Annotated in this window: 20 protein-coding genes; 8 read left to right on the top strand and 12 right to left on the bottom strand. The window is 63.6% G+C overall.

The genetic code is table 11. The features are described 5' to 3' along the window. Positions 1-66: 66 nt before the first annotated feature. From gyrB to dnaA, 6 genes are all read right to left on the bottom strand, one after another. Entirely contained in the window at positions 67-2,046 is a 1,980-nt protein-coding gene (gyrB, locus tag AB4Y94_RS06820; protein ID WP_441726536.1) for a DNA topoisomerase (ATP-hydrolyzing) subunit B, read from the bottom strand. A 123-nt stretch (positions 2,047-2,169) separates the two neighbouring features. Next, positions 2,170-2,676, bottom strand: coding sequence for a DUF721 domain-containing protein (locus AB4Y94_RS06815; protein ID WP_441726533.1), 507 nt, complete (start codon positions 2,674-2,676; stop codon positions 2,170-2,172). Continuing rightward, positions 2,669-3,823 carry a DNA replication/repair protein RecF gene (gene recF, locus AB4Y94_RS06810; RefSeq protein ID WP_441726530.1) on the bottom strand — a complete coding sequence of 385 codons (1,155 nt, stop codon included), beginning with the start codon at positions 3,821-3,823 and terminating at the stop codon, positions 2,669-2,671. Before recF ends, AB4Y94_RS06815 begins: the two co-directional genes overlap by 8 nt. Before the next feature lie 24 nt (positions 3,824-3,847). Further along, positions 3,848-4,753, bottom strand: a complete 906-nt coding sequence (gnd, locus tag AB4Y94_RS06805; protein ID WP_441726696.1) for a phosphogluconate dehydrogenase (NAD(+)-dependent, decarboxylating) — start codon at positions 4,751-4,753, stop codon at positions 3,848-3,850. A 13-nt stretch (positions 4,754-4,766) separates the two neighbouring features. After that, a complete protein-coding gene (gene dnaN, locus AB4Y94_RS06800) occupies positions 4,767-5,915 on the bottom strand; it encodes a DNA polymerase III subunit beta (RefSeq protein WP_441726528.1) in 1,149 nt (382 codons plus the stop codon). Between the two features lie 376 nt (positions 5,916-6,291). Beyond that, positions 6,292-7,707, bottom strand: coding sequence for a chromosomal replication initiator protein DnaA (dnaA, locus tag AB4Y94_RS06795; RefSeq protein ID WP_441726525.1), 1,416 nt, complete (start codon positions 7,705-7,707; stop codon positions 6,292-6,294). A 392-nt stretch (positions 7,708-8,099) separates the two neighbouring features. Here dnaA and rpmH point away from each other — a divergent pair, with 392 nt between their 5' ends. The 8 genes from rpmH (at position 8,100) to AB4Y94_RS06755 (ending at position 13,138) form a co-directional block, all read left to right on the top strand. Then, entirely contained in the window at positions 8,100-8,237 is a 138-nt protein-coding gene (gene rpmH, locus AB4Y94_RS06790) for a 50S ribosomal protein L34 (protein ID WP_010204566.1), read from the top strand. 8 nt (positions 8,238-8,245) lie between these two features. Next, positions 8,246-8,602, top strand: a complete 357-nt coding sequence (gene rnpA / locus AB4Y94_RS06785; protein WP_441726522.1) for a ribonuclease P protein component — start codon at positions 8,246-8,248, stop codon at positions 8,600-8,602. Further along, entirely contained in the window at positions 8,599-8,910 is a 312-nt protein-coding gene (yidD, locus tag AB4Y94_RS06780; protein ID WP_441726519.1) for a membrane protein insertion efficiency factor YidD, read from the top strand. Before rnpA ends, yidD begins: the two co-directional genes overlap by 4 nt. Before the next feature lie 10 nt (positions 8,911-8,920). Next, positions 8,921-9,895, top strand: coding sequence for a membrane protein insertase YidC (gene yidC, locus AB4Y94_RS06775; protein WP_441726516.1), 975 nt, complete (start codon positions 8,921-8,923; stop codon positions 9,893-9,895). Between the two features lie 107 nt (positions 9,896-10,002). Then, complete coding sequence (locus AB4Y94_RS06770; protein WP_441726693.1) at positions 10,003-10,506, top strand: Jag family protein; 504 nt, start codon at positions 10,003-10,005, stop codon at positions 10,504-10,506. Between the two features lie 14 nt (positions 10,507-10,520). Continuing rightward, positions 10,521-11,150, top strand: coding sequence for a 16S rRNA (guanine(527)-N(7))-methyltransferase RsmG (gene rsmG / locus AB4Y94_RS06765; RefSeq protein WP_441726513.1), 630 nt, complete (start codon positions 10,521-10,523; stop codon positions 11,148-11,150). A 102-nt stretch (positions 11,151-11,252) separates the two neighbouring features. Then, the gene (locus tag AB4Y94_RS06760) at positions 11,253-12,191 is read left to right on the top strand and encodes a ParA family protein (RefSeq protein WP_441726510.1); all 939 of its coding nucleotides are present in this window, start codon (positions 11,253-11,255) and stop codon (positions 12,189-12,191) included. Next, on the top strand, positions 12,191-13,138 hold the full coding sequence (locus AB4Y94_RS06755; RefSeq protein WP_441726508.1) for a ParB/RepB/Spo0J family partition protein: 948 nt from the start codon (positions 12,191-12,193) through the stop codon (positions 13,136-13,138). Before AB4Y94_RS06760 ends, AB4Y94_RS06755 begins: the two co-directional genes overlap by 1 nt. A gap of 598 nt (positions 13,139-13,736) precedes the next feature. On the opposite strand, the gene AB4Y94_RS06750 is transcribed toward AB4Y94_RS06755, so the two are convergent. The 6 genes from AB4Y94_RS06750 to AB4Y94_RS06725 all read right to left on the bottom strand — a co-directional run bounded on the left by AB4Y94_RS06750 (position 13,737) and on the right by AB4Y94_RS06725 (position 21,614). Further along, positions 13,737-14,753 carry a D-alanine--D-alanine ligase family protein gene (locus tag AB4Y94_RS06750; protein ID WP_441726505.1) on the bottom strand — a complete coding sequence of 339 codons (1,017 nt, stop codon included), beginning with the start codon at positions 14,751-14,753 and terminating at the stop codon, positions 13,737-13,739. 52 nt (positions 14,754-14,805) lie between these two features. After that, a complete protein-coding gene (locus AB4Y94_RS06745) occupies positions 14,806-16,125 on the bottom strand; it encodes an aminotransferase-like domain-containing protein (protein ID WP_441726502.1) in 1,320 nt (439 codons plus the stop codon). 105 nt (positions 16,126-16,230) lie between these two features. Beyond that, complete coding sequence (gene trxA / locus AB4Y94_RS06740; protein ID WP_441726499.1) at positions 16,231-16,554, bottom strand: thioredoxin; 324 nt, start codon at positions 16,552-16,554, stop codon at positions 16,231-16,233. Positions 16,555-16,594: 40 nt separating this feature from the next. After that, a complete protein-coding gene (trxB, locus tag AB4Y94_RS06735; protein WP_441726496.1) occupies positions 16,595-17,587 on the bottom strand; it encodes a thioredoxin-disulfide reductase in 993 nt (330 codons plus the stop codon). Between the two features lie 177 nt (positions 17,588-17,764). After that, positions 17,765-19,384 (bottom strand): murein biosynthesis integral membrane protein MurJ, encoded by a 1,620-nt coding sequence (murJ, locus tag AB4Y94_RS06730; protein ID WP_441726493.1) that lies wholly within the window; start codon positions 19,382-19,384, stop codon positions 17,765-17,767. Then, positions 19,377-21,614, bottom strand: coding sequence for a DUF6049 family protein (locus AB4Y94_RS06725; RefSeq protein WP_441726490.1), 2,238 nt, complete (start codon positions 21,612-21,614; stop codon positions 19,377-19,379). The genes murJ and AB4Y94_RS06725 overlap by 8 nt, the downstream gene beginning before the upstream one ends. Positions 21,615-21,657: the final 43 nt, after the last annotated feature.

Below are 21,657 nucleotides of genomic sequence, written 5' to 3'. Positions count from 1 at the left end.
GCGGCATCCGCTGCCTCGACGGTGTTATCGGTGCCGTCGCCGGGGATGCCCGTCGATGGCGTGTCATTAGATGTCAAGGAAACGCACGTCCTTCGCGTTCTTTTGGATGAAGTTACGGCGGGACTCGACGTCCTCGCCCATTAGCACGGAGAAGATCTCGTCGGCGGCTGCCGCATCGTCGAGGGTGACCTGGAGCAGGGTGCGGGTCTCGGGAGCCATGGTGGTTTCCCACAGCTCCTGGTAGTCCATTTCACCCAGGCCCTTGTAGCGCTGGATCCCGTTGTCCTTCGGAATCCGTTTGCCGGCCGCCGCGCCGTCGGCGAGCAGCACGTCGCGTTCGCGGTCTGAGTACACATATTGGTGCGGCGCGTTGGTCCACTTGAGCCGGTACAACGGCGGCTGGGCGAGGTAGACGTACCCGAGGTCGATCAGCGGCCGCATGTAACGGAACAACAGGGTCAACAGCAGGGTGGTGATGTGCTGCCCGTCGACGTCGGCATCGGCCATCAGCACGATCTTGTGGTACCGCACCTTGTCCGGGTTGAAGTCCTCCCCGATCCCTGCGCCGAACGCCGTGATCATGGCCTGCACCTCATTGTTGCCGAGGGCACGGTCGAGCCGGGCCTTCTCGACGTTGAGGATCTTGCCGCGAAGCGGCAGGATGGCCTGGGTCTCCGGATTGCGGCCCTGGACGGCGGAACCGCCGGCCGAGTCGCCCTCCACGATGAAGATTTCCGAGATGGACGGGTCTTTGCTCTGGCAGTCCTTGAGCTTGCCCGGCATGCCGCCGCCCTCGAGCAGGCCCTTGCGCCGTGCTGTCTCGCGCGCCTTACGGGCTGCCATCCGGGCGGTGGATGCCTGCAACGCCTTGCGGATGATCTCCTTGGCCTGGATCGGGTTACGGTCGAACCAATCGGCAAGCTGGTCGTTGGTGACCTTCTGCACGAACGACTTGGCTTCGGTGTTGCCGAGCTTGGTCTTGGTCTGGCCCTCGAACTGCGGCTCCGCAAGCTTGATCGAGATGACGGCCGTCAGGCCCTCGCGCACGTCGTCGCCGGTGAGGTTGTCGTCCTTCTCTTTCAGGATTCCCTTCTCACGGGCGTACTTGTTGATCAGGGTGGTCAGCGCCGCACGGAAACCTTCCTCGTGCGTGCCTCCCTCGTGCGTGTTGATGGTGTTCGCGTAAGTGTGCACACTCTCGGTGTACGAGGTGGTCCACTGCATGGCCACTTCGAGCGCAATCTTGCGTTCATGGTCTTCCAACTCGAACGAGATGATCTCCTCGTTGACCAGGTCGGACTTGCGCGCCCGGTTGAGGTACTCCACGTAATCGACCAGACCCTGCTCGTACATGAACGAGTTACTGACCGGGTTGCCTTCGTCGTCGGCGTTCTCGGGGCGCTCGTCGGTCAGGGTGAGCCGGAGTCCCTTGTTCAGGAACGCCATCTGCTGGAAGCGCGCTCGCAGCGTCTCATAGTCGAAGTCGATGGTCTCGAAGGTTTCGGCACTGGGCCAGAAGGTGATCGTGGTGCCGGTCTCCGCCGACGCCTCTCCCTTTTCCAGGGGTGCGTTGGGAACTCCGTCGGCGAAACTCTGCCGCCAGACATGATCCTGTCGGCGCACCTCGACCTCGAGGCGGCTGGACAGCGCGTTCACGACGGAGCTGCCGACGCCGTGCAAGCCGCCGGAGACGGCATACCCGCCGCCGCCGAACTTGCCGCCGGCGTGCAGCACGGTGAGGACCACCTCGACAGTCGACCGGCCCTGCGCCTTGTTCATGTCGACGGGGATTCCGCGGCCATTGTCCTCCACGCGCACTGCGCCGTCGGAGAGGATGCGGATGTCGATGGTGTCGCAGTAACCGGCGAGGGCCTCGTCGACGGAGTTGTCGACGATTTCATAGACCAGGTGGTGCAGGCCGCGCGGACCGGTGGATCCGATGTACATTCCCGGTCGTTTGCGAACGGCTTCAAGTCCTTCGAGAACCTGGATTTCGTCTGCGCCGTACTCGTGTCCCGGCTCGGGCTTCTGCGCGTCTGCTGTCATATGAAATTGCGGCTCCCTCTGCCGCTGAAAGCGACTATTCAGTCTACCAAACCGGGCACCCCCGTCCGGCCACAATCGCCCTTCTGAGGCGTTTTGTTTAAGCGGGTGACCTGATTTGCGTAGTTAGCCGTAGGTATCGCGCGGGCCACGCCCTGGAATTGATCTGGGACCCTTTTTCCAGGAGGGGGCATTGGGGCCCTGGAAACGGATCGACTCGATGCCGGCCTCCGGGTAGCGGTTCGCGATGTGCGTCATGATCTCCACCCGCATCATCCGCAATTGCGTCGCCCATGCCGTCGACTCGCAGTGCACCGTGAGGACGCCCTCGTCGATCCCGGCCGGCGTCGAATGCTTGGCGGTCTCGAGCCCGGCCAGTTCGGCCCACGACGCCAGCAGCTCGGACTGCGCCAGCGGGGAGTTCCATCCCAGCTGGGTGGTGAGTGAATTGATCGCGTCGCCGAGGCCGCGGGGATCCCGGCCGGCACCGAATGGCATGCTCGACCCCCGCTGCTCGACCGGGCGCTTCCGCGCACCGGCGCGCCGGGCGTGCGGATCGCCGAACACGTCTTTGAAACGGAGGTAGACCCTGGCCGCCTCGCTCAGCTTCTTTTCGCCGCCGGGGTCACTCATCGACGACTCGCCCCGCGCGGATGGTGATCACATGCGCCGCGAGTGCCTCAGGAACGTCCTCGAGCACAGCCGCGGTGATCAGCACCTGTTCGAACCCGGCGATCGCCGTGGCAAGTCGGGCCCGCCGTGATTGGTCGAGTTCGGCGAAGACATCGTCAAGAATCAACACCGGGTCACCACTGGAGGAATCACGTCGAAGCAATTGGGCGGATGCGAGTTTCAAGGCGAGGGCGAACGACCAGGATTCCCCGTGGCTGGCATATCCCTTCGCGGGCAACGAGTTGAGCATGAAGACGAGGTCGTCGCGGTGTGGCCCTGCCAGAGTCATCCCGCGCTCGAGCTCCTTCGGGCGCAACGCCGCGAGGGTCGCAGCGAAAACGTCGGCCGTCGCCCTGGACCCGTCACCCACCTCGAGCGCGACAGACTCGCCGTCCGCATCCTCGTCGGCTCCGAGAATACTGAGCGAGCTCACCAATCGCGGACCGTGGTCGTCGCCGGCAACGGCCTGGTACGCCTCCCGCAACGGGTCCCCCAACGATCGGACCAGTTCGGCCCGCTCGTCGATGATCTGGGAACCGATCCCGACCAGCCGCTCGTCCCAGATGTCCAGGGTGCCAAGCGCAGAGGCCTGCACCCGGGACGCTCGCGCCGACTTCAGGAGTGTATTGCGCTGCTTGAGCACGCGATCGTAGTCCGCCAGGACCCCGGAGATCCGCGGTGACCGCAACACCAGCAACTGGTCAAGGAATCGTCTCCGGCCCGACGGATCACCACGCACCAGCGACAGGTCTTCCGGGGCGAAGAGGACGCTGGAGAAATACCGTGGCAGTTCGCGTGTCTTGATCACCGAACGGTTGACCTGCGCCCGGTTCAACCCGGTGCGGTTGATCTGCACCTCGGTGAGAATCTCACGGCCATTGAATTCGAGCCGGGCACGAATGATCGCGGCGTCACGGCCCGCCCGGATCATGGCCTTGTCGGAGGAGACCCGGTGCGATCCCAGGGTGCTCAGATAACCCAGCGCCTCGACCAGGTTGGTCTTGCCCTGGCCGTTGGGTCCGACGATGAGGTTCGGACCCTCGAGAAATGGCACCTCGGCATCCGTATAATTACGAAAGTCGGCGAGGGAGAGGTGGCTAACCCGCACGATGGTTCAGTGACGGCATCGGGCTCAGTCGGCTTTCTTGAGCTCGTGTCCACCGAACTGGTTGCGGAGTGCCGCGACAGCCTTCATGGCCGGCGAGTCGTCCTGGCGCGACACGAACCGCGCGAAGATCGACGCGCTGATCGTCGGGACCGGCACCGCGTTGGCGATTGCTTCCTCGATCGTCCAACGGCCCTCCCCGGAGTCCTCGACGAATCCCTCGATCTCGTCAAGCTCGGGATCATGCTCGAGCGCACGCACCAGCAACTCCAGCAGCCAGGACCGAACGACGGTGCCGCGCTGCCACGCCTTGAAGATTCCCGGGACGTCCTTGATCAGGTCGTCCTTCTTCTCGAGGAGTTCATAGCCTTCGGCATACGCCTGCATGAGCGCGTACTCGATTCCGTTGTGCACCATCTTCGCGTAGTGACCGGCGCCGATTTCGCCGGCATGCACGAAGCCCTCCTCGCGGGGTCCGGCCGGACGAAGCGCGTCGAACACCGGCATCGCCCGCTCCACCTGGTCCGCCTTGCCGCCGACCATCAATCCGTAGCCGTTCTTCAGCCCCCACACCCCGCCGGAAACACCGGCATCGATGTAGTTCACGCCTTTTTCGGCGAGCAATGCGCCGTGCTTGTAGTCCTCGGTGAACCGCGAATTGCCGCCGTCGATGACCAGGTCGCCCGCTTCGAGCTTGTCGGCCAGTTCCTGGATGACTGCATCGGTGATCTCCCCGGCCGGAACCATGACCCAGACCAGGCGGGGGGTCGGCAGGGCCTTGATCAGAGCGTCGGTCGACGCGACATCAGTCACGTCGGGGTTGCGGTCGAAACCGGTGACCTCGAGGCCGGCTTCACGCAGGCGACCCCGCATGTTCGCGCCCATTTTTCCGAGGCCGATGATTCCGATGTGCATGACGCGCTCCTTCGTGATCCTGGGTCTTCGCCTATCGCAGCAGGAGGTTGGGCTGCAGCAAGTACTTGTAGCTGTCGGCCCCGGCCGTCTCCCGGGAGGTCTGGCTGGTGATCAGGACCGGTCCCGGCTTGTTCGGGTTCTCGGTCTTGGTGAAGGAAATCCGCACGAACTCCGAGTGCACAGCCCCCAGGCCGTCGAGTAGGAACTGCGGTTTCAGGGACACGACCGTGTCCGAACCGGTGAGGATCGCATCGATGGTCTCGGATGCCTGTGCCTGCTCGGATCCGACGGCTTCCAGGGTGAGACCGTCTGCGGTGAACGTGAAACGCAATGCGGCTTCGCGCTCGAGCACCAGCTGCACACGCCGGGTGGCCTCGATCAGGTCGGCCGTGTTCATCACGGCGTAGTTGTCGACCGTCTCGGGGAAGAGTCGGCGCACGGGCGGGAAATTACCCTTGATCAGCAAAGACGTCACGGTCTTCCGATCCGCTGTGAAGGCGATCAGTTCGCGGTCGTCTTTGTTCGTGATGGCCACGGAGATGGTGCCGCTGTGGCCGAATGTCTTGCCGACTTCCTGCAGGGTGCGTGCCGGCACCAGCGCGGTGATGGTCTCCGTCGCCGGGTTGGAGCCTGGATCCCAGTCGATGTTGCGCACGGCCACCCGGTAGCGGTCGGTGGCCACGAGGCTGAGGCTGTTCTCGGTCACCTCGAGTTGCACGCCGGTGATCACCGGGGTGACGTCATCGCGGGAAGCGGCGACAGCGACCTGGGCCACTGCAGCTGCGAAGTCCTCGGCCGGCACAAGGCCTGATTCGGAACTGATCTGCGGAATGCTCGGATATTCCTCAACCGGCATGGACAGCAGGGTGAAATTCGCCGAGCCGCAACTGACGGTGATCCGTGAGTCGTCGGTGGCGAAACGAACCGGTGCGTTCGGCATCCGGCTGGCGATCTCGGCCAGCAGCCGGCCAGACACCAGGACGGTACCGGTTTCTTCGACGTCGGCCGCGATCTCGGTTTGGGCCGAGACTTCATAGTCGAATGACGACAGAATCAGGCCGGTGTCGGTCGCCTCGATCAGCACACCGCTCAAAATGGGCAAGGTGGTGCGCTGGGGTAGGAGCTTCACCGCGAACGAAACAGCTTCGCTGAAGACATCCCGATTGGCCTGAAATCTCACGAAGTCACTCCTGTCGATGGGAGGCGATTGATGCTGGCCTCAATGCTAGTCGTCTTTTTTTGTGAAGAATCGCCCCGCTTGGCGGGGCACGGTCCGGCAGTAAAGGTTGTCGGACGGAGAGAGAAGAAAGTATTTGTTAATGGTCTTAACCGCTGTGGAATCTGTGGATAACTTTCTGCGTCCCGGTCAATCATTGGGAACTACATCGGTGTGAGTTGTTGGCGGGCTGTGAGCGTTAATCCCGCACCGGGTGGCGGGACTACGCGCCCTGCGGGGCGCCCCCCACAGGCCGAGCGAAGTTCTCTACAGCTTCGAGCGAGTTGTGCGTCGAGTTTCCACAGGGTTATCCACAGTGTGGATATCAAGCTTTTTTCTGCTATTTGTAGCGATGGTTCTGCTTGATCCGGTTGGTGAGTTCAGTCACCTGGTTGTAGATGGAGCGACGCTCCTTCATGAGCTCACTGATCTTCTTGTTCGCGTACATGACCGTCGTGTGGTCACGATTGCCGAAAAGTTGGCCGATCTTAGGGAGCGAGAGATTTGTGAGCTCGCGGCAGAGGTACATTGCAATCTGGCGCGCGGTGGCCACGGCCTGCGATCGTGAGGAACCGTAGAGATCATCGACGGTGAGTTTGAAGTAGTCAGCCGTGTTGGTGATGATGTCCACCGGTGCGATGACGTTGTCTTCGTCCAGGGTGATCAGGTCTTTGAGGACCGTTTGAACCAACGCCATATCCACCGGGGTGCGGTTGAGGCTGGCGAATGCGGTGACCCGGATCAGGGTCCCCTCAAGTTCCCGGATGTTCGACGAGACCTTGGACGCCATGAACTCAAGGATGTCGTCGGGGACTTGCAATTTTTCGCTCTGTGCCTTCTTGCGGAGAATGGCGATACGGGTCTCGAGGTCGGGGGCCTGGACATCCGTGATCAGTCCCCACTCAAAGCGCGAACGCATCCGGTCTTCAAATCCCGTGAGGTGCTTGGGCGGCAGGTCGCTGGTGATGACCACTTGCTTGTTGTGGTCGTGCAGCGTATTGAACGTGTGGAAGAAGGCTTCCTGGGTTTCCGCCTTGCCCTGCAGGAACTGGATGTCGTCGATCATCAGGATGTCGACGTTCCGGTAGCGCTGCTGGAACAGAGAACCTCGGTTGTTGGCGATGGAGTTGATGAAGTCGTTGGTGAATTCTTCGGAGCTGACGTAACGAACGCGGATGCCCGGATAGAGGCTCATGGCGTAGTGCCCGATCGCGTGGAGCAAGTGGGTCTTACCCAGCCCGGACTCCCCATAGACGAAGAGCGGGTTGTATGCCTTGGCGGGAGCCTCCGCCACAGCCACCGCCGCGGCGTGCGCGAACCGGTTGGACTGGCCGATGACGAAATTGTCGAAACTGTATTTAGGGTTGAGCCGGGTGTCGTGGGGATTCTCGGTCACCGGGCTTTCGAAGACCGACTGCGGTGCGGCCGGTGTCTCGACGTCCTGGTGGACCGGTTCATGCATGGGACGGAGGGATTCCTGTTCCAGCTCGGGATTCACGACGACATAGAAACTGGATACGGCAGTCGCTTCGTCCAACCGCCCCATGGCGGTGAGCAACGGCACGCGCATCCGCTGGTTGAGCATGCTGGCGGTGAATTCGTTCGGAACTTCCAGGTAGAAGGTTCCTGCGGCGATCCCCTTCGGTTCCACCAGGTTCAGGAAGCCGTAGAGCATCGGCGTGATACTGGCGTCGGATTCCAGGGAGGTGAGAACCGATTGCCAGGTCTGATCGATGGGTGTTTCCCCGTCTGCCATTGATACGCCACATTCTCTCTGTCGGTTTCGATGCCGACCCGATGATGCGCTCGGCGGTGAACGCCGGGTCGGCGAAAACTATTCACAAAGTTATCCACCGCCTGTGTGTAAATAAGGCCAAACTCTCAGGTTTCTGCCGGCCAGCCTGTGGATAACTTGCCCACGGTAGCCAATTAGAGCCAATCAGTCCAAATTCGTCTACCCCGTATCCGCGTGTCAATACCGGTTCGCGTGACATTATTGTGGAGAATCGCCGCTTTTGGGTGTTCGAGTTTGACCGGGGCTCTGCAAGGCCGTAGTTTTAATCAGTTGACCTGAGCCCGATGGGCTACTCAATTCTTTCCCGGCCGCTCTGTTTGGCCTGCGGAGATCCAACACGTGGAGACTGAATAATGAGCAAGAGAACCTTCCAGCCGAACAACCGCCGTCGCGCCAAGGTGCACGGTTTCCGACTGCGCATGCGCACTCGCGCCGGCCGCGCGATCCTCGGTGCTCGTCGTCGTAAGGGACGCACCGAACTCTCCGCGTAAGCACCCCGGTGCTCGCCAAAACCAATCGCATCACCAGCGGGAGCGACTATAAAGCAGTCGTTCGTCGTGGATTCCGAGTGGTCGGACCCCACACCGTGATGTACCTCAGGAGCAGCCAGGCGGCTGCTCCTGTGCGATTTGGTTTCATCGTTGCCAAGAATGTCGGGGGCGCTGTCACGCGCAACCGGATACGGCGCCGAATGAAGGCGGCGAGCTACGAGCTGGTTTTGTCGGTAGAACCCGGGACGGACGTCGTGATCCGGGCTCTACCAGCATCCGCTCGGGCAGAGTGGTCTACTCTGCAGGCAGAGATATCGGCATCACTCAGCCGCGGTTTGTCGGGTGCGGGCAGGACACGCAAATGAAGACGGTCATCAGCAACCTCATCCTGCTGCCCCGGAACATCGGCGTAATCCTGCTTCGGGCCTATCGTGCGTTTGTTTCTCCTTTATACGGCGACGTTTGCCGGTATTACCCGTCGTGTTCCGCCTACGCGCTGGGAGCAGTGCAGGAACATGGCCTCGTCATTGGCTCAGCGTTGGCGGCGAGGCGACTGGCCCGGTGCCATCCCTGGGCCGAAGGCGGCGTCGATGATGTTCCGTTGAAGCGCATGCGTCGATATTCCGTGACGCGATTTGGTTTTGTTGTCGCACCAAGCCATGGAAAGGGCTGACCGAAGAAGTATGGACCTCATAGGTACGATCCTCTGGCCACTCAAATGGGTTGTGGAGCTGCTCCTCGTAGCGTTCCACTGGTTGTTCACCAACATCGGTATGGACGCTAATGACGGCCTGACCTGGGTTTTGTCTATCGTGGGCCTGGTCCTGGTTGTGCGAGCGGCCCTCATCCCTATCTTCGTCCGGCAGATCCGGAGCCAGCGCAAGATGCTGGAGGTGGCCCCGCACCTGAAGAAGATCCAGGACAAGTACAAGGGCAAGAAAGACCAGTTCTCGCGCGAGGCGATGTCACGCGAGACCATGGAGCTCTACAAGCGCACCGGCACCAATCCGCTGAGTTCCTGTCTGCCGCTTCTGCTCCAGATGCCGATCTTCTTCTCCCTGTTCTCGGTACTGAACGACGCCCAGCACAACAAGCCCGGTGTCGGCCCGCTCAACGTGGAACTGGCCAAGAGCTTCGGCAGCGCCAAACTGTTCGGCGCTCCCCTGCACGATTCATTCGCCTCGCAGTGGACGAACATGAACGCTGGCCTGCCATTCAGTGCGTCGGTGATGATCATCGCTGCCACCATGGTGGTGCTGATGACCGCTTCCCAGTTCATCACCCAGCTCCAGATCGTCTCGAAGAACATGTCACCGGAGACCAAGGCCAGCCCGATGTTCCGGCAGCAGCGGATCATGTTGTATCTGCTCCCCCTGGTGTTCGCCTTCTCCGGCGTTGCCTTCCCGCTCGGCGTGATGTTCTACTGGCTCACCTCGAACATCTGGACCATGGGCCAGCAGTTCCTGGTCATCCGCAACATGCCGACGCCCGGCAGTGAGGCAGCCAAGGCCCGCGAGGAGCGACTTGCGCGCAAGGGCAAACTCATCGCCAGTGACGGTGACATCATCGTGGTGGATGAGCCGAAGAAGGCACCCACCCAACGCCAGCAGCCGGTCGGCAAGAACCGCGCGAAGAAGCAATCCGGCCCGAAGAAGTAGAGACGGAATATACCATCGTGACTGACAACACCCTCACTGACAACCTCGACGGCGATCGTGAAGCATCCGTTGTCCACGCCGTGCCCGTGGCCGCCTCGGGTGAGTCGATGCTGCCCTCGGCAGCGGATGCCGTGAGCGACCACTCCCCTACGCTCGACCAGCTGGAGCGGGAGGGTGATATCGCCGCCGACTACATCGAGGAGTTTCTCGACATCTGCGATCTCGATGGTGACATCGACATTGATGCGCGCAACGGCCGAGCCTACCTGTCCGTCAACGCTTCCGACGGAGCCAACCTTCGCGTCTTGTCGAAACCGGAAACGGTCACGGCCCTGCAGGAACTGACCAGGCTGGCCGTGCAGAACCAGACCGGGTCCTTTTCGCGCCTCATCCTCGATATCGGCGGTTCCCGGGATGCTCGCCAGGTCGAGCTCACCACCCTGGTTGCCCGCGCGATCGAACGGATTGAAGCCGGAGCCGCGGAAGCGGCCCTGCCGGCGATGTCCTCCTACGAGCGCAAGCTCGTGCACGACATTGTCTCCGAACGCGGGTATGTCTCCGAGTCCGAGGGCGAAGGCCGCGACCGCCACACCGTCATCACGGCCCCGTAGTTTCACGTGAAACGTTGAGCGACAACCTGGAAGCTGAACCGGCGGCGGCCGCGGGCCTCTTCGGCGCGCAGATCGACGTCGCACGTGCGTTCACGCGCAACCTGGCTCGACAGGGCGAGGAACTGGGTCTGATCGGCCCGCTGGAACTCCCCCGGTTGTGGAGCCGCCACATTCTGAACTGCGCAATTGTGGCTCCGCTGATGCGACCCGGGGTGGTCGGTGATGTCGGTTCCGGTGCCGGGCTGCCTGGCCTGGTCCTGGCGATTGCCCGGCCTGACGTCTCATTCATCCTCATCGAGCCGATGGAACGGAGGGTGGCGTGGCTGAATGACCAGGTGTCTGCCCTCTCTCTGCCCAATGTCACTGTCCTCCGGGCACGAGCCGAGGACGCCAAGCTCCAGGAACAACTCGACCAGGTCACGGCGCGCGCAGTCAGTGCATTCAAGTCGCTGATCCCGTTGACCGCTCCCCTGCTCCGACCGGGCGGAGAGCTCGTCCTGATGAAGGGAGCCGGGGCGCCGGCCGAGGTGGAAGCGGCGGCCAAGGCCATTCGCAGGTTCCACCTCACGAATGTTGAAGTAATCGAGCTCGGCACTGGCGTGCTGCAGGATGTGACACGCGTTATCCGGGCTACAGTGGATTAGTCCACGGAACGAGGCGACGACCACCGGTTGGAGTCACACCGAGGTCCACTTCCGGGTGGCACATCGACCCGCACATCGAGATCCGTAAGGCGAAGGTTTCACGTGAAACGTCCTGGCGAAGACCAGCAACTGGCCAACACAGCGCCAGGATTTGATGGAACAACCCCGTTGGCGCGCGAGATTGCAGATCTCACTCGCCGCCGCCAAGCGATCGCCTCGGACGAGTTGCCCAAGCCTGGTCGCACCCGTGTCCTCACGATCTCCAACCAGAAGGGTGGGGTCGGCAAGACCACGACGGCGGTGAACCTGGCCGCGGCGCTTGCCCGACGTGGGGCTCGGGTGCTGGTCATCGACCTCGACCCTCAAGGAAACGCATCGACAGCGCTCGGTGTCGAGCATCGTGCCGAGACGGTGAGCGTGTACGACGTCATCATCAACGACATGCCCCTGGCCGACGTTGTCCAGAAAAGCCCTGAATTCGGGGCGCTGTACTGTGTGCCGGCCACGATTCACCTGGCCGGCGCCGAGATTGAGCTCGTCTCACTCGTCGCCCGCGAACAACGCCTGCGCCGTGCCCTCGATCTGCACCTGCGCGATATGGAAGATCCATACGACTACGTCTTCATTGATTGCCCGCCCTCGTTGGGCTTATTGACCATCAACGCGTTCGTGGCTGCACGGGAAGTCTTGATTCCGATCCAGTGCGAGTACTACGCACTCGAGGGCCTCAGCCAACTTCTCAAGAACATCGAGCTCATCGAGAAACACCTCAACCCCGACCTCTCGGTTTCCACAATCCTCCTCACGATGTATGACGGCCGCACCAATCTGGCCAACCAGGTGGCCCAGGAGGTGCGCGACCACTTCCCCAATCAGGTGCTCGAAACGCTCATTCCGCGTTCTGTGCGCGTTTCTGAGGCGCCCAGCTACGGTCAAAGCGTGATCAGTTACGACCTCAACTCGGCAGGATCGCTGTCCTACCTCGAAGCAGCGGCAGAAATCGCCAAACGCGGTGCCCCACAGACAGGAGAACAACAATAATGGCGAAGAGAACAGGCCTCGGTCGCGGTATCGGCGCGTTGATCCCCATTCAGGACTCAGCCAAGCTCCGTCCGGTTGACGTATTCTTCCCGCACGGAGTGGTGGACGAAGCAGAGGACGAGGTCGAGCTGCTCGAAGTGCCGGGTGCGCGGCTGGCGCACCTGGATCCCGCGGACATCATCCCCAACGCGCATCAGCCGCGTACCGTGTTCGACGAATCGGACCTGGCTGAGTTGGTGCACAGCATCCGAGAGATCGGTGTGCTCCAGCCCATCGTTGTGCGGCCCCTGGCCGACCAGCCCGGTAAGTATGAACTCGTGATGGGGGAACGGCGGCTCCGTGCGACCAAAGAAGTCGGCCTGAGCACCATCCCTGCGGTCGTGCGGGACACGGCTGACGCTGACATGTTGCGTGATGCACTACTCGAGAACCTTCACCGTGCCCAGCTGAACCCGCTGGAAGAGGCATCGGCGTACCAGCAGCTCCTGGCTGATTTCGGCATCACCCAGGATGAACTTGCGTCGCGAATCGGCCGGTCAAGGCCACAAATCACGAACACTCTGCGCTTGCTGAAACTGCCTGAGCCAGTCCAGGTGCGCGTCGCGGCAGGCGTGCTGAGCGCCGGGCACGCGCGCGCGATCCTCTCCGTTTCCGACCAGGAGGCCATGCTGCGGCTGGCCGACAAGATCGTGAACGAGGACCTGTCGGTGCGGGCCGCGGAGGCCGTCGCCACCGCGACACCCCGGCCGCAGGGAACAAAGCCGGCGGCCGGAAAGTACCGGGGACACCTGGACGAGGTCGCGAGTCGGTTGGGAGACCGCCTGAACACAACCGTCAAAATCAAACTGACTTCTCGAAAAGGGCAGGTCAGCATCGATTTCGCGACAATCGGCGATCTCAACCGCATCCTCGGAGAAATGGGCGAACCCGGCTTCGGTACGAACTAGCACCCGCTTCTCCGGACGCCACCGCACAGGGAAAGCGGGGGGTCTGCTGATTCGGGCGACGCGTCGTGACTCGCCGCCGAGATGTTTCACGTGAAACCGGTAGCGGGCGGCCGTCTTGAGGGCAGGGATGACGGGTGCCGCGACTCCCCGCACGGGCTCCCGGTGAGGTTTCACGTGAAACATGCTGGTGCCCGATGTGCCGTGGCCCTGCCAACTCAGAAGAGGTGCTGTCCCGGCCTTGTTGCGTGGACCCCGAAGCCGTGAGTCAATGACCCCCGAACCCGCCTCATGACGGGTGCCAGTCCCGGGCTGGGCTCAAGCCAGGAGCCAGCCCCATCGTGAGGCCCCTCGTCGCTCGTAACGGCCCGGCACTGGCATGCCTGACTGAGCCGACCCCACCCGGTGCGCTACAGGCCAGGGCGTCAACGGAGTGGCACGGGCCAACCAGCAGTGGCGCGCTTCCCGTGCCGGGGCGCAGGCCGAGCCGGTTCGGAGGTTTCACGTGAAACGCACTGCCTCTTCACCTCACCCGACCCGATCGCGGATGTTTCACGTGAAACCCTGCCGCGCCCGCGCCGGCGGGCGCGTCTGGCGGGGATCAGGAAGCGGGATCCGCCCCGGCGGCGCGATGCGTCGCGAGGGCGCTTCGTGCAAGCGCGGCGTAGACGGCACCCAGCCTTTGGCCGGACGCCTCAATCGCGAGTGGCACCAGCGAGGTCTCCGTGAGCCCCGGCAGCACGTTGGCTTCCAGGAACCAAACGTTCCGTTCGGCGTCGACGATGAGGTCGATTCGCGAGATGTGGCGGAGGCCGAGCAGTCGGTGGATTGCCACAGCTGTCTCGGCGAGGATGGTTTCGACCTCGGATTCGACGCGCGCCGGAGCGTAGAACAGCGTTTCACCGGCGTTGTACCGGGCTTCGAAGCTGTAAAGCCCTTCGACGGGGACGATTTCAACCGCGGGGAGGGCGACCGGGCCGTCTCCGGTGTCGATGACCGTCACCGCCACCTCGGTGCCGAGGATGCGGCGCTCGACGAGCGCGGTGTTCGAGTAAGTATAGGCGTCCACCATCGCACGGGGCAGGGCGGCCGGTGCTTCGACAATAGTCACACCCTGGGCCGAGCCACCCTCGGCCGGCTTGACGACGATCGGGGTGCCGAGGGTATCCAGGACGTTGCGTAGCACGCTGGCGGCTCCGAGGTCTCGGAAGGTCTCGCGGGTGAGCGCGATGGAGGGCGAGGTGCCATAGCCGGCGCGTGAGACAAGCTCTTTGGCGATTGGTTTGCTCCACGCCAGTGCCGCCGCAGGGCCGCGGGAGCCCACGAAGGGAATCGCGGTGGCCTCGAGGAGAGAGAGCAGGGCGCCGTCTTCCCCGGTGGCGCCGTGCAGTACGGGCCAGATCAGGTCGGGTCGACGCGCCGACAGGTTCACCAGCATTGCGGCATCCGGATCGACGATGGTGACCCGGTGGCCAAGCGATGTCAGGGTATCCGAGACGCGACGGCCCGACCGCAGTGAGACGTCACGTTCATGGGAGATGCCGCCGGCCAGGATCACTATGTCGAGGGGGTCTGAGACCCGGCGGGAGGTCGCTTCGTGAGTCTCGGATTCGCTCATGATCAGGGTTTTTCCTCGCTTTATCTGAATGTGTTTTGCCTGTGGAGTGTCGTCAGGAGATGTTGGGGGGAGGCGCGCTGAAGCGACGCTTGTCATCAACGGCGCCGAGCAGGTCGGTGCCGGCAAAGGTGTCGACCAGGTCGAGCTCGCCACGGATGACGGTGGCGAGCCGCCGAACGCCGAGCCGGATGCTGTCCGGCGTGGGATAACAGAACGAAAGGCGCATGTTCTGGCGCCCGTCGCCGTCCGCGAAGAAGGCGGTTCCGGGGGTGTAGGCGACGAGTTCTTTGACGGCGCGCGGGAGCATGGCCTTGGAGTCGAGGCGTTCCGGAAGTGTCACCCACACGTAGAAACCGCCGTTGGGGTTGGTCCACGTGAGTTCGGGCAGGAATTCCTCGAGCGCACCGAGCATGGCGTTCTTGCGCTCCTGGTAGACCCCCCGGAAGGTGTTGATCTGCCCCTTCCAGTCGGCCGTGGAGAGGTATTCCGAGATGACCAGCTGGGTGAACGAACTGGGTGACAGCACGGCGGCCTCGTTGGCCAGTACCAGCTTCTCGCGGATGGCGTGGGGCGCGAGAGCCCAGCCCACACGGAAACCCGGTGCCAGCGTCTTGGAGAACGTGCCGAGGTAGACGACACCGTCCTCTTCGATCGAACGCATCGCATCCGGTGCCGGCTGATCAAAGTAGAGCAGGCCGTACGGGTTGTCCTCCAGTACCAGGATGTTGTTCTCGCGTGCGATCTGGAGGATCTCCACCCGACGCTCCCAGCTCAGGGTGACACCGGCCGGATTGTGGAAGCTGGGGATCGTGTAGAGCAGCTTGATGGACTTGCCCGCGGCGCGCAGCCGCACGATGTGCTCGCGAAGGGCTTCGGGGATCATCCCGTGCTCATCCATCGGTACGTGCTCGACCTCGGCCTGGTACGACTTGAAGATGACCATTGCCGTCACGTAGCTCGGTCCCTCAGAGAGGACGACGTCGCCCGGGTCGAGGAAGAGTTTACTGACAAGCTCCAGGGCATGCTGGGAGCCGGTCGTCACCACGACGTCGTCGGCGTTGGCGCGGATGCCTTCGAGTGCCATGACGTCGAGGATCTGTTCTCGGAGCAACGGAATCCCCTGACCAGAGCCATATTGCAGCGCGACGGCACCTTGCTCCAGCATCACCTTATCCATCGCGTTGATGACCAGGTCCTGGGGGAGGGCGGACACGAACGGCATGCCGCCGGCGAGCGAGACGACCTCGGGGCGGGATGCGACGGCGAACAGGGCACGAACCTCAGACGCGCGGAGGCCCGCGGCTCGCTCGGCGTAGTGGTGATACCACGGGTCGAGATTGTTGCCGGCCTGCGGGAAACCCTGTTTAGTCACGTCACGTCCGTTCTGGTGTCGTTCAATCGTATTCGGTGTTTAAAGCGAAGAACCCCGCCCGGCAGGAGCCGGGCGGGGTTCGAGGGTTGGTATCGACGCCGGCGGCTACGCGAGGTAGGCGGCGAGGTCGGCTTCGAGGGCTGGCTTGGGCTTGGCGCCGATGACGGTCTTGACGACCTCACCCTTCTGGAACACCTTCATCGCGGGAATCGACGTTATTTGGTACTTCGCGGCCAGCGCCGGGTGGTCGTCGACATTGAGCTTGACGATGTCGAGCTTGTCCGAGTGCTCGTGCGCAATCTGATCGAGGATCGGGCTGACAGCCCGACACGGGCCGCACCACTCAGCCCAGAAGTCCACCAGGACTGTCTTCTCGTTGTTGATGACTTCCTGGTCGAAAGTCGCGTCGGTGACGGCGCGTGCGGTCATGTAATTCTCCTTTTTTCGGCCTGCGTCTCGACGACAGAGGCTAGTTGGTCGCCGTAGCGAGTTCGGTTTCGCTGGCCTGGTCGGTTTCATCGACCAGGGCCAGCAGGTCTCTGGAAAGCGTGGTGAGGTAGTGTTCGGCGTCAAGCGCCGCCACCGTGCCGGACGCTGCGGCGGTCACGGCCTGGCGGTACGTAGGGTCGACGACGTCGCCGGCGGCGAACACGCCGGCCTGGCTGGTCTTCGACGTGCGGCCCTGAACAGCGATCGTGCCCTCAGGGGAGAGGTCCAGTTGACCATGCACCAGGTGGGTGCGCGGGTCATTCCCGATCGCCACGAACAGGCCACCGAGGTCCAGGGTGCGTTCCTCGCCGGTCACGGTGTCGCGCAGGTGGACGCCGTCAACGGCATCCGTGCCTGAGATCCCCGCGACTTCCGAGTTCCAGACGAACTCGATCTTGTCGTTGGCGAACGCGCGATCCTGCATGATCTTGGAGGCACGCAACGTGTCCTTGCGGTGGATGACGTGCACTTTGTCGGCGAAGCGGGTCAGGAAGGTGGCTTCCTCCATCGCGGAGTCGCCGCCGCCGACAACAGCGATGGTCTTGTTCTTGAAGAAGAACCCGTCACAGGTCGCGCACCAGGAGACACCGTGGCCGGACAGGCGCTCCTCGTCGCTCAATCCGAGCTTCCGGTATGCGGATCCGGTCGCGATGACCACAGCGAGGGCCTCGTGGCTCTGGCCGGAGCCCAGGGTGACCTTCTTGACCGTGCCGAGGAGGTCGAGCCGGGTGACGTCGTCGTAGACGACTTCGGTGCCGAAGCGCTCCGCCTGCTCCTGCATCTTCGTCATCAGCTCCGGACCCTGGATGCCCTCGGGGAAACCGGGAAAATTCTCGACGTCGGTCGTGTTCATCAACTCCCCGCCGGCTTCCACGGAACTGGCAATCAGGAGCGGCTTGAGGTTCGCTCGCGCGGCATAGATCGCGGCTGTGTATCCGGCTGGACCCGAGCCGACGATGATGATCTGGCGCACGCGCACTCTCCTTGGAATTCGATTCGAGGCTCGGCCTTGCCGCCTCGCTGCCCGGTACAACACATCCTAATCGGATGCTATTCCGGGCCCTGAACGCGCCCGGTGTCTCGCAGGTGGTTCGGACCGGGCCCCGGTTCGGATTGGCCCGGATTCTGAACCCGGCTTCCGGCGCCGGCCTCAACGACGAATGCGCGCTGCGAGCGGCTCGAGAACTGCGCGGAGTTCGTCGGTGCGCATCAGGATGAGCATGGAGAAGTACGCGGTGGCCATGACTGCTCCGATCGAGAGCATGGAAATGACGGCCGGGAATTCGCCGGAGACGGCGAATCCTCCGTCATGTGTGCCACCGAGGATGTTGAGGAGAGCGATACCCAGTGCAATCGGGATGACGGCCGCCGCCGCGTACTTGGCCAGGCTCTGGGCAATGCGCCGGCCGTCGATGCCGCCGATGCGCCCGCGGAGGAGATGGGCGGCGAGGACGGCCTGCGCGATCCCGGACACGGTGACCACGAGCGCGATCCCTGCGGCGATCCACTCGTTGGGCAGGAAGGAGCACGCCAGGACGCCGAGGACGACCAGGACCACCTGGAAAAGCGTGAAGAAGAACGGAGTGCGGGTGTCACCGAGTGCGTAGAAGGTGCGCTGGATGACGAACAAAACACAGAACGCGACCAGTCCCAGGATGTACGCGATGATCACGTTGCCGACGCTCTGGATCTGCGCGAAGCTCTCCGGAACGAAGATGGTCGCGAAAGGGTAGGCACAGACGGCGATGACTGCCGCGGCAAGCATGATGATCAGACTGGTGCCGCGGATGGCCGAGGAGGCGTCTTTCCGCACCAGCGCCGTCTTTTCGAGTGAGGCGTGCTCGCTCATCCGGGTGAAATAGGCTGTGGCGACGGAGACGGTGATCACGGAGTGCGGGAGCATGAAGATCAACCACGCCGTGGAGAGCACGGCCGCCGAGGCGTCGTCGCCCCCGGAGGCCTGCGTCGCGACCTGGGTTTCGATGATTCCAGCGATGGTGGTGAGGATCAGCATGCCGAAGGTCCAGCTGGCCATTTTCCCCGCTGCGCCGAGGCCCACGCCGCGCCAGCCGAAGTCAGGGCGGTACCGGAGTCCGATCCTGCGCCAGAAGTAGAACAACACCACTGCCTGCGCCACCACGCCGAGGGTCGCGCTGCCGGCAAGGACTGTGATCATGAGCGGTGTCACATCAGCGGCGACCCGTTGACCGTTGGGGTCCGTGCCGAACATGGCCATGAAGACCAGGAGGCCGGCGATGGCCACGACGTTGTTCAGGACCGGCACCCAGGTGAACGGGCCGAAGGATTTCCGGGCGTTGAGCACCTCGCCGAGCACGGTGTAGAGGCCGTAGAAGAAAATCTGTGGGATGCACCAGTACGCGAAGGCGATCGCAAGCGAGAGGTTGTCGTCGGAGAACCGTGCCCCGACGATCCGGGTCAGTACGGGCGCCAGCAGGGTGGCAACGACGGTGGTGGCAGCGAGGATGACCAGGGCCAGGGTGATCAGTTTGTTGATGTACCCCGTCCCGCCGTCATCGTGCAGGCTGGAGCGCACGATCTGGGGGACCAGCACCGCGGTGAGGACGCCTCCTGCCACAACGACGTACACGGTGTTCGGCAGCTGGTTGGCCACGGTGAACGCGTCAGCGACGCTGGTCAGGCCGATCGCGCGGGCAAGCACGATCACCTTCAAGAACCCCAGTATCCGTGAAACGATCGTGCCGGAGGCGAGGAACAGGCTGGCCCGGCCGATACCGGCGGTGCTAGCCATGGCTGGGGTCTCCTGCATTCGTGGCCTCCTCAGCGAGAGCGGGCGGGCTGGTTTCCGTTCGCTCCTTTCGGCGGCGCACGATGTTGCGCCAGACCCCGAAACCGAAGAACAACACCACCAGCACCGCGAATACGACCGCGCCGACGCCTTCCCACTCTGCCTGCACGTTGACGTCGACGAAACCAGGAACACCGACCTCCACCCCAGTCGGTGAGAAGACCGACACGCGCAGTGTCACGTCGCCATTCCCGACTTTGGCGCTCACCGGAACCTTGATGGTACGGGCTGATTCGGCATCGATGGTCGCCTCGATGTCAGATCCCACAACGAGTCGACCGTTTGAGGGCACGAGGTGCACCCGTACCTTCACAGCCTGTGGGAGGGAATTGCTGAGCGTCACCGGAATGTCCACCTGGCTGGCCAGGACGTTGACCGGGCCCTTGGTGGTCACGGCGATGGACTCCAGCAGGCGGTCGGACGCCGCAAGGTTGGTCGTGACGGCGTCTCGCCAGGCACTCGCCTGTGGCCCCCAGGAGGTGGCGAGGATGGCGAGCAGGTCCAGGCGGTGGGTTCCGGTGATGGCGACGGGATTGGTGGCCGCGGTGGCGAATCCGCCGACCTCGCCCTCCCGCTGCAACAGTTGCCGGGCCAGGGCGAGTCGGGCGTCCGGCTCAGCCTTGCCCTGGAACGCCACGTTGGGTGTCCGGGGAGATCCAAGCGCCTGTTGCAGGGAGGCCGGAGCCCGCCACGAAACAGACGAGAGCGCGTCAATCGTTTGGCTCAGGCGGGCGGACGTAGGTGGCCAGCCGCGGTCGAACGCCGCCAGGACAGTGTGGGTGGAGCGGGAATCCTGCGCGGTCACCGCCAGTTGGGCCAGCACCTCCGCCATCGCCTGGCGCCAGTCATCATCCGTCGCCGCCTTCGCCGCGCGTCGGATCGCATCGGAAAGCGGATCGTCGATGACGAGACCCACCGAGTCCCCGAGGGAGATCGCGGTGTTGGGGACGTCGTCGGCGCTGTGCCCGGATACCTGGGACCCGGCGAGGATCGCGGTGGTGAGGCCGCCGGCGGCGAAGACGTCGAGGTCGGCCGCGGTGACCGTTCCCTCGGCCGGCCAGGCGATGTTGGTGGCCGTGTAGTTCCAGGCGAGTAGCTCACCGGTGCTCGGAGGTGTTCCGGTGGGCGCCGGGGACGGCGCATCCGTCGGCGTTCCCGGCGACACCTGGGGCGGTGCATCGCTCTGGACCCCCGTCGCGGCGCTGGGTTCCGGGGTCGGACTGCTGAAATGTGACGGGTCGATCGCCTGCTCGAACGAGGTCGGGCCCAGCAGCGCCGGAGCGCCGGCCTGGACTTCTAAAGCGATATCGGCATCCGCATAGCTGAGTGGGAATATATCGTTGGTGGATCGCTCCAGGCGATTCAGCCAGTCCACCGCCGACGCCGGGGCGGCGGAGCCCAGAACCCGGATCGACGCGATGATCATGGGGTCGATCGCGATTGCGACCGGTCGATTGGCCACGCCATCGAGCTGCCGGGTGAGGAGTCCGGCCGGTGCGGTGTAGGTCTCCAGGGTCTGGCTCGGGATGAGGCCTGCCGTGCCGGCGGGCGTGGTGATCGGCATGATCATCGCGACATTGACCGGTACCACCGAGGTGGGTGGCGCCCACACGAATGTGCTGCGGCCCTCGGCGACGACACTGTCGCCCGCGGAGACGGTGGCTGCCAGGCCGCGCGCGCCCCAGGCATTCTGTTCTGTGAGACCGACGGACGCCGCGGGCACCGTGACCGAGATCGTCTCCGAGTTCCCAGGCAGGATTGACGCCGGCGCCGGCTGGCTGAGGATCACATCGCCCGGGCTGCCGGCGTCGTCGGGCCTCAGCCAGTCGTCGAGCGCGGTCCTGCTGGTGAGGGCGCGGTCGGCCAGGTAGAAGTTGAGAGCTCCGAGCGTGAGCGGCTCCGCGGTGCCGTTGCTGATGGTGGCTGTGAGTTGGAGGTCCTGCCCGGGCTGGAGTGCTGCCGCCCCGGCGGGCGCCAGGCTGAGGGTGACATCCGGTTCGGCGGCCACCACCTGTCGCGTCGTGTGCGCGATCACCGATGGCGCGGTGGCGTGCGTTCCCGTCTGCAAGGCGTGTGCGGGGGCGCCGAGGACGGCTGCAGAACCGACGGCCAGTAGTGCGGAGAGGAGCAGAGAGAGCACGGGCCGACGCGCAGGAATCGACTCGGCCACCATGCGAGCGATTCTACGGTGTAGCCGCCGTAAGGAGCCTGCGCGC

This window comes from Glaciibacter sp. 2TAF33, assembly GCF_052114945.1.
GTDB lineage: Bacteria > Actinomycetota > Actinomycetes > Actinomycetales > Microbacteriaceae > Cryobacterium.
The sequence above is the reverse complement of the archived record's forward strand: the minus strand, read 5'-3'. Positions and strand labels throughout refer to the sequence as shown.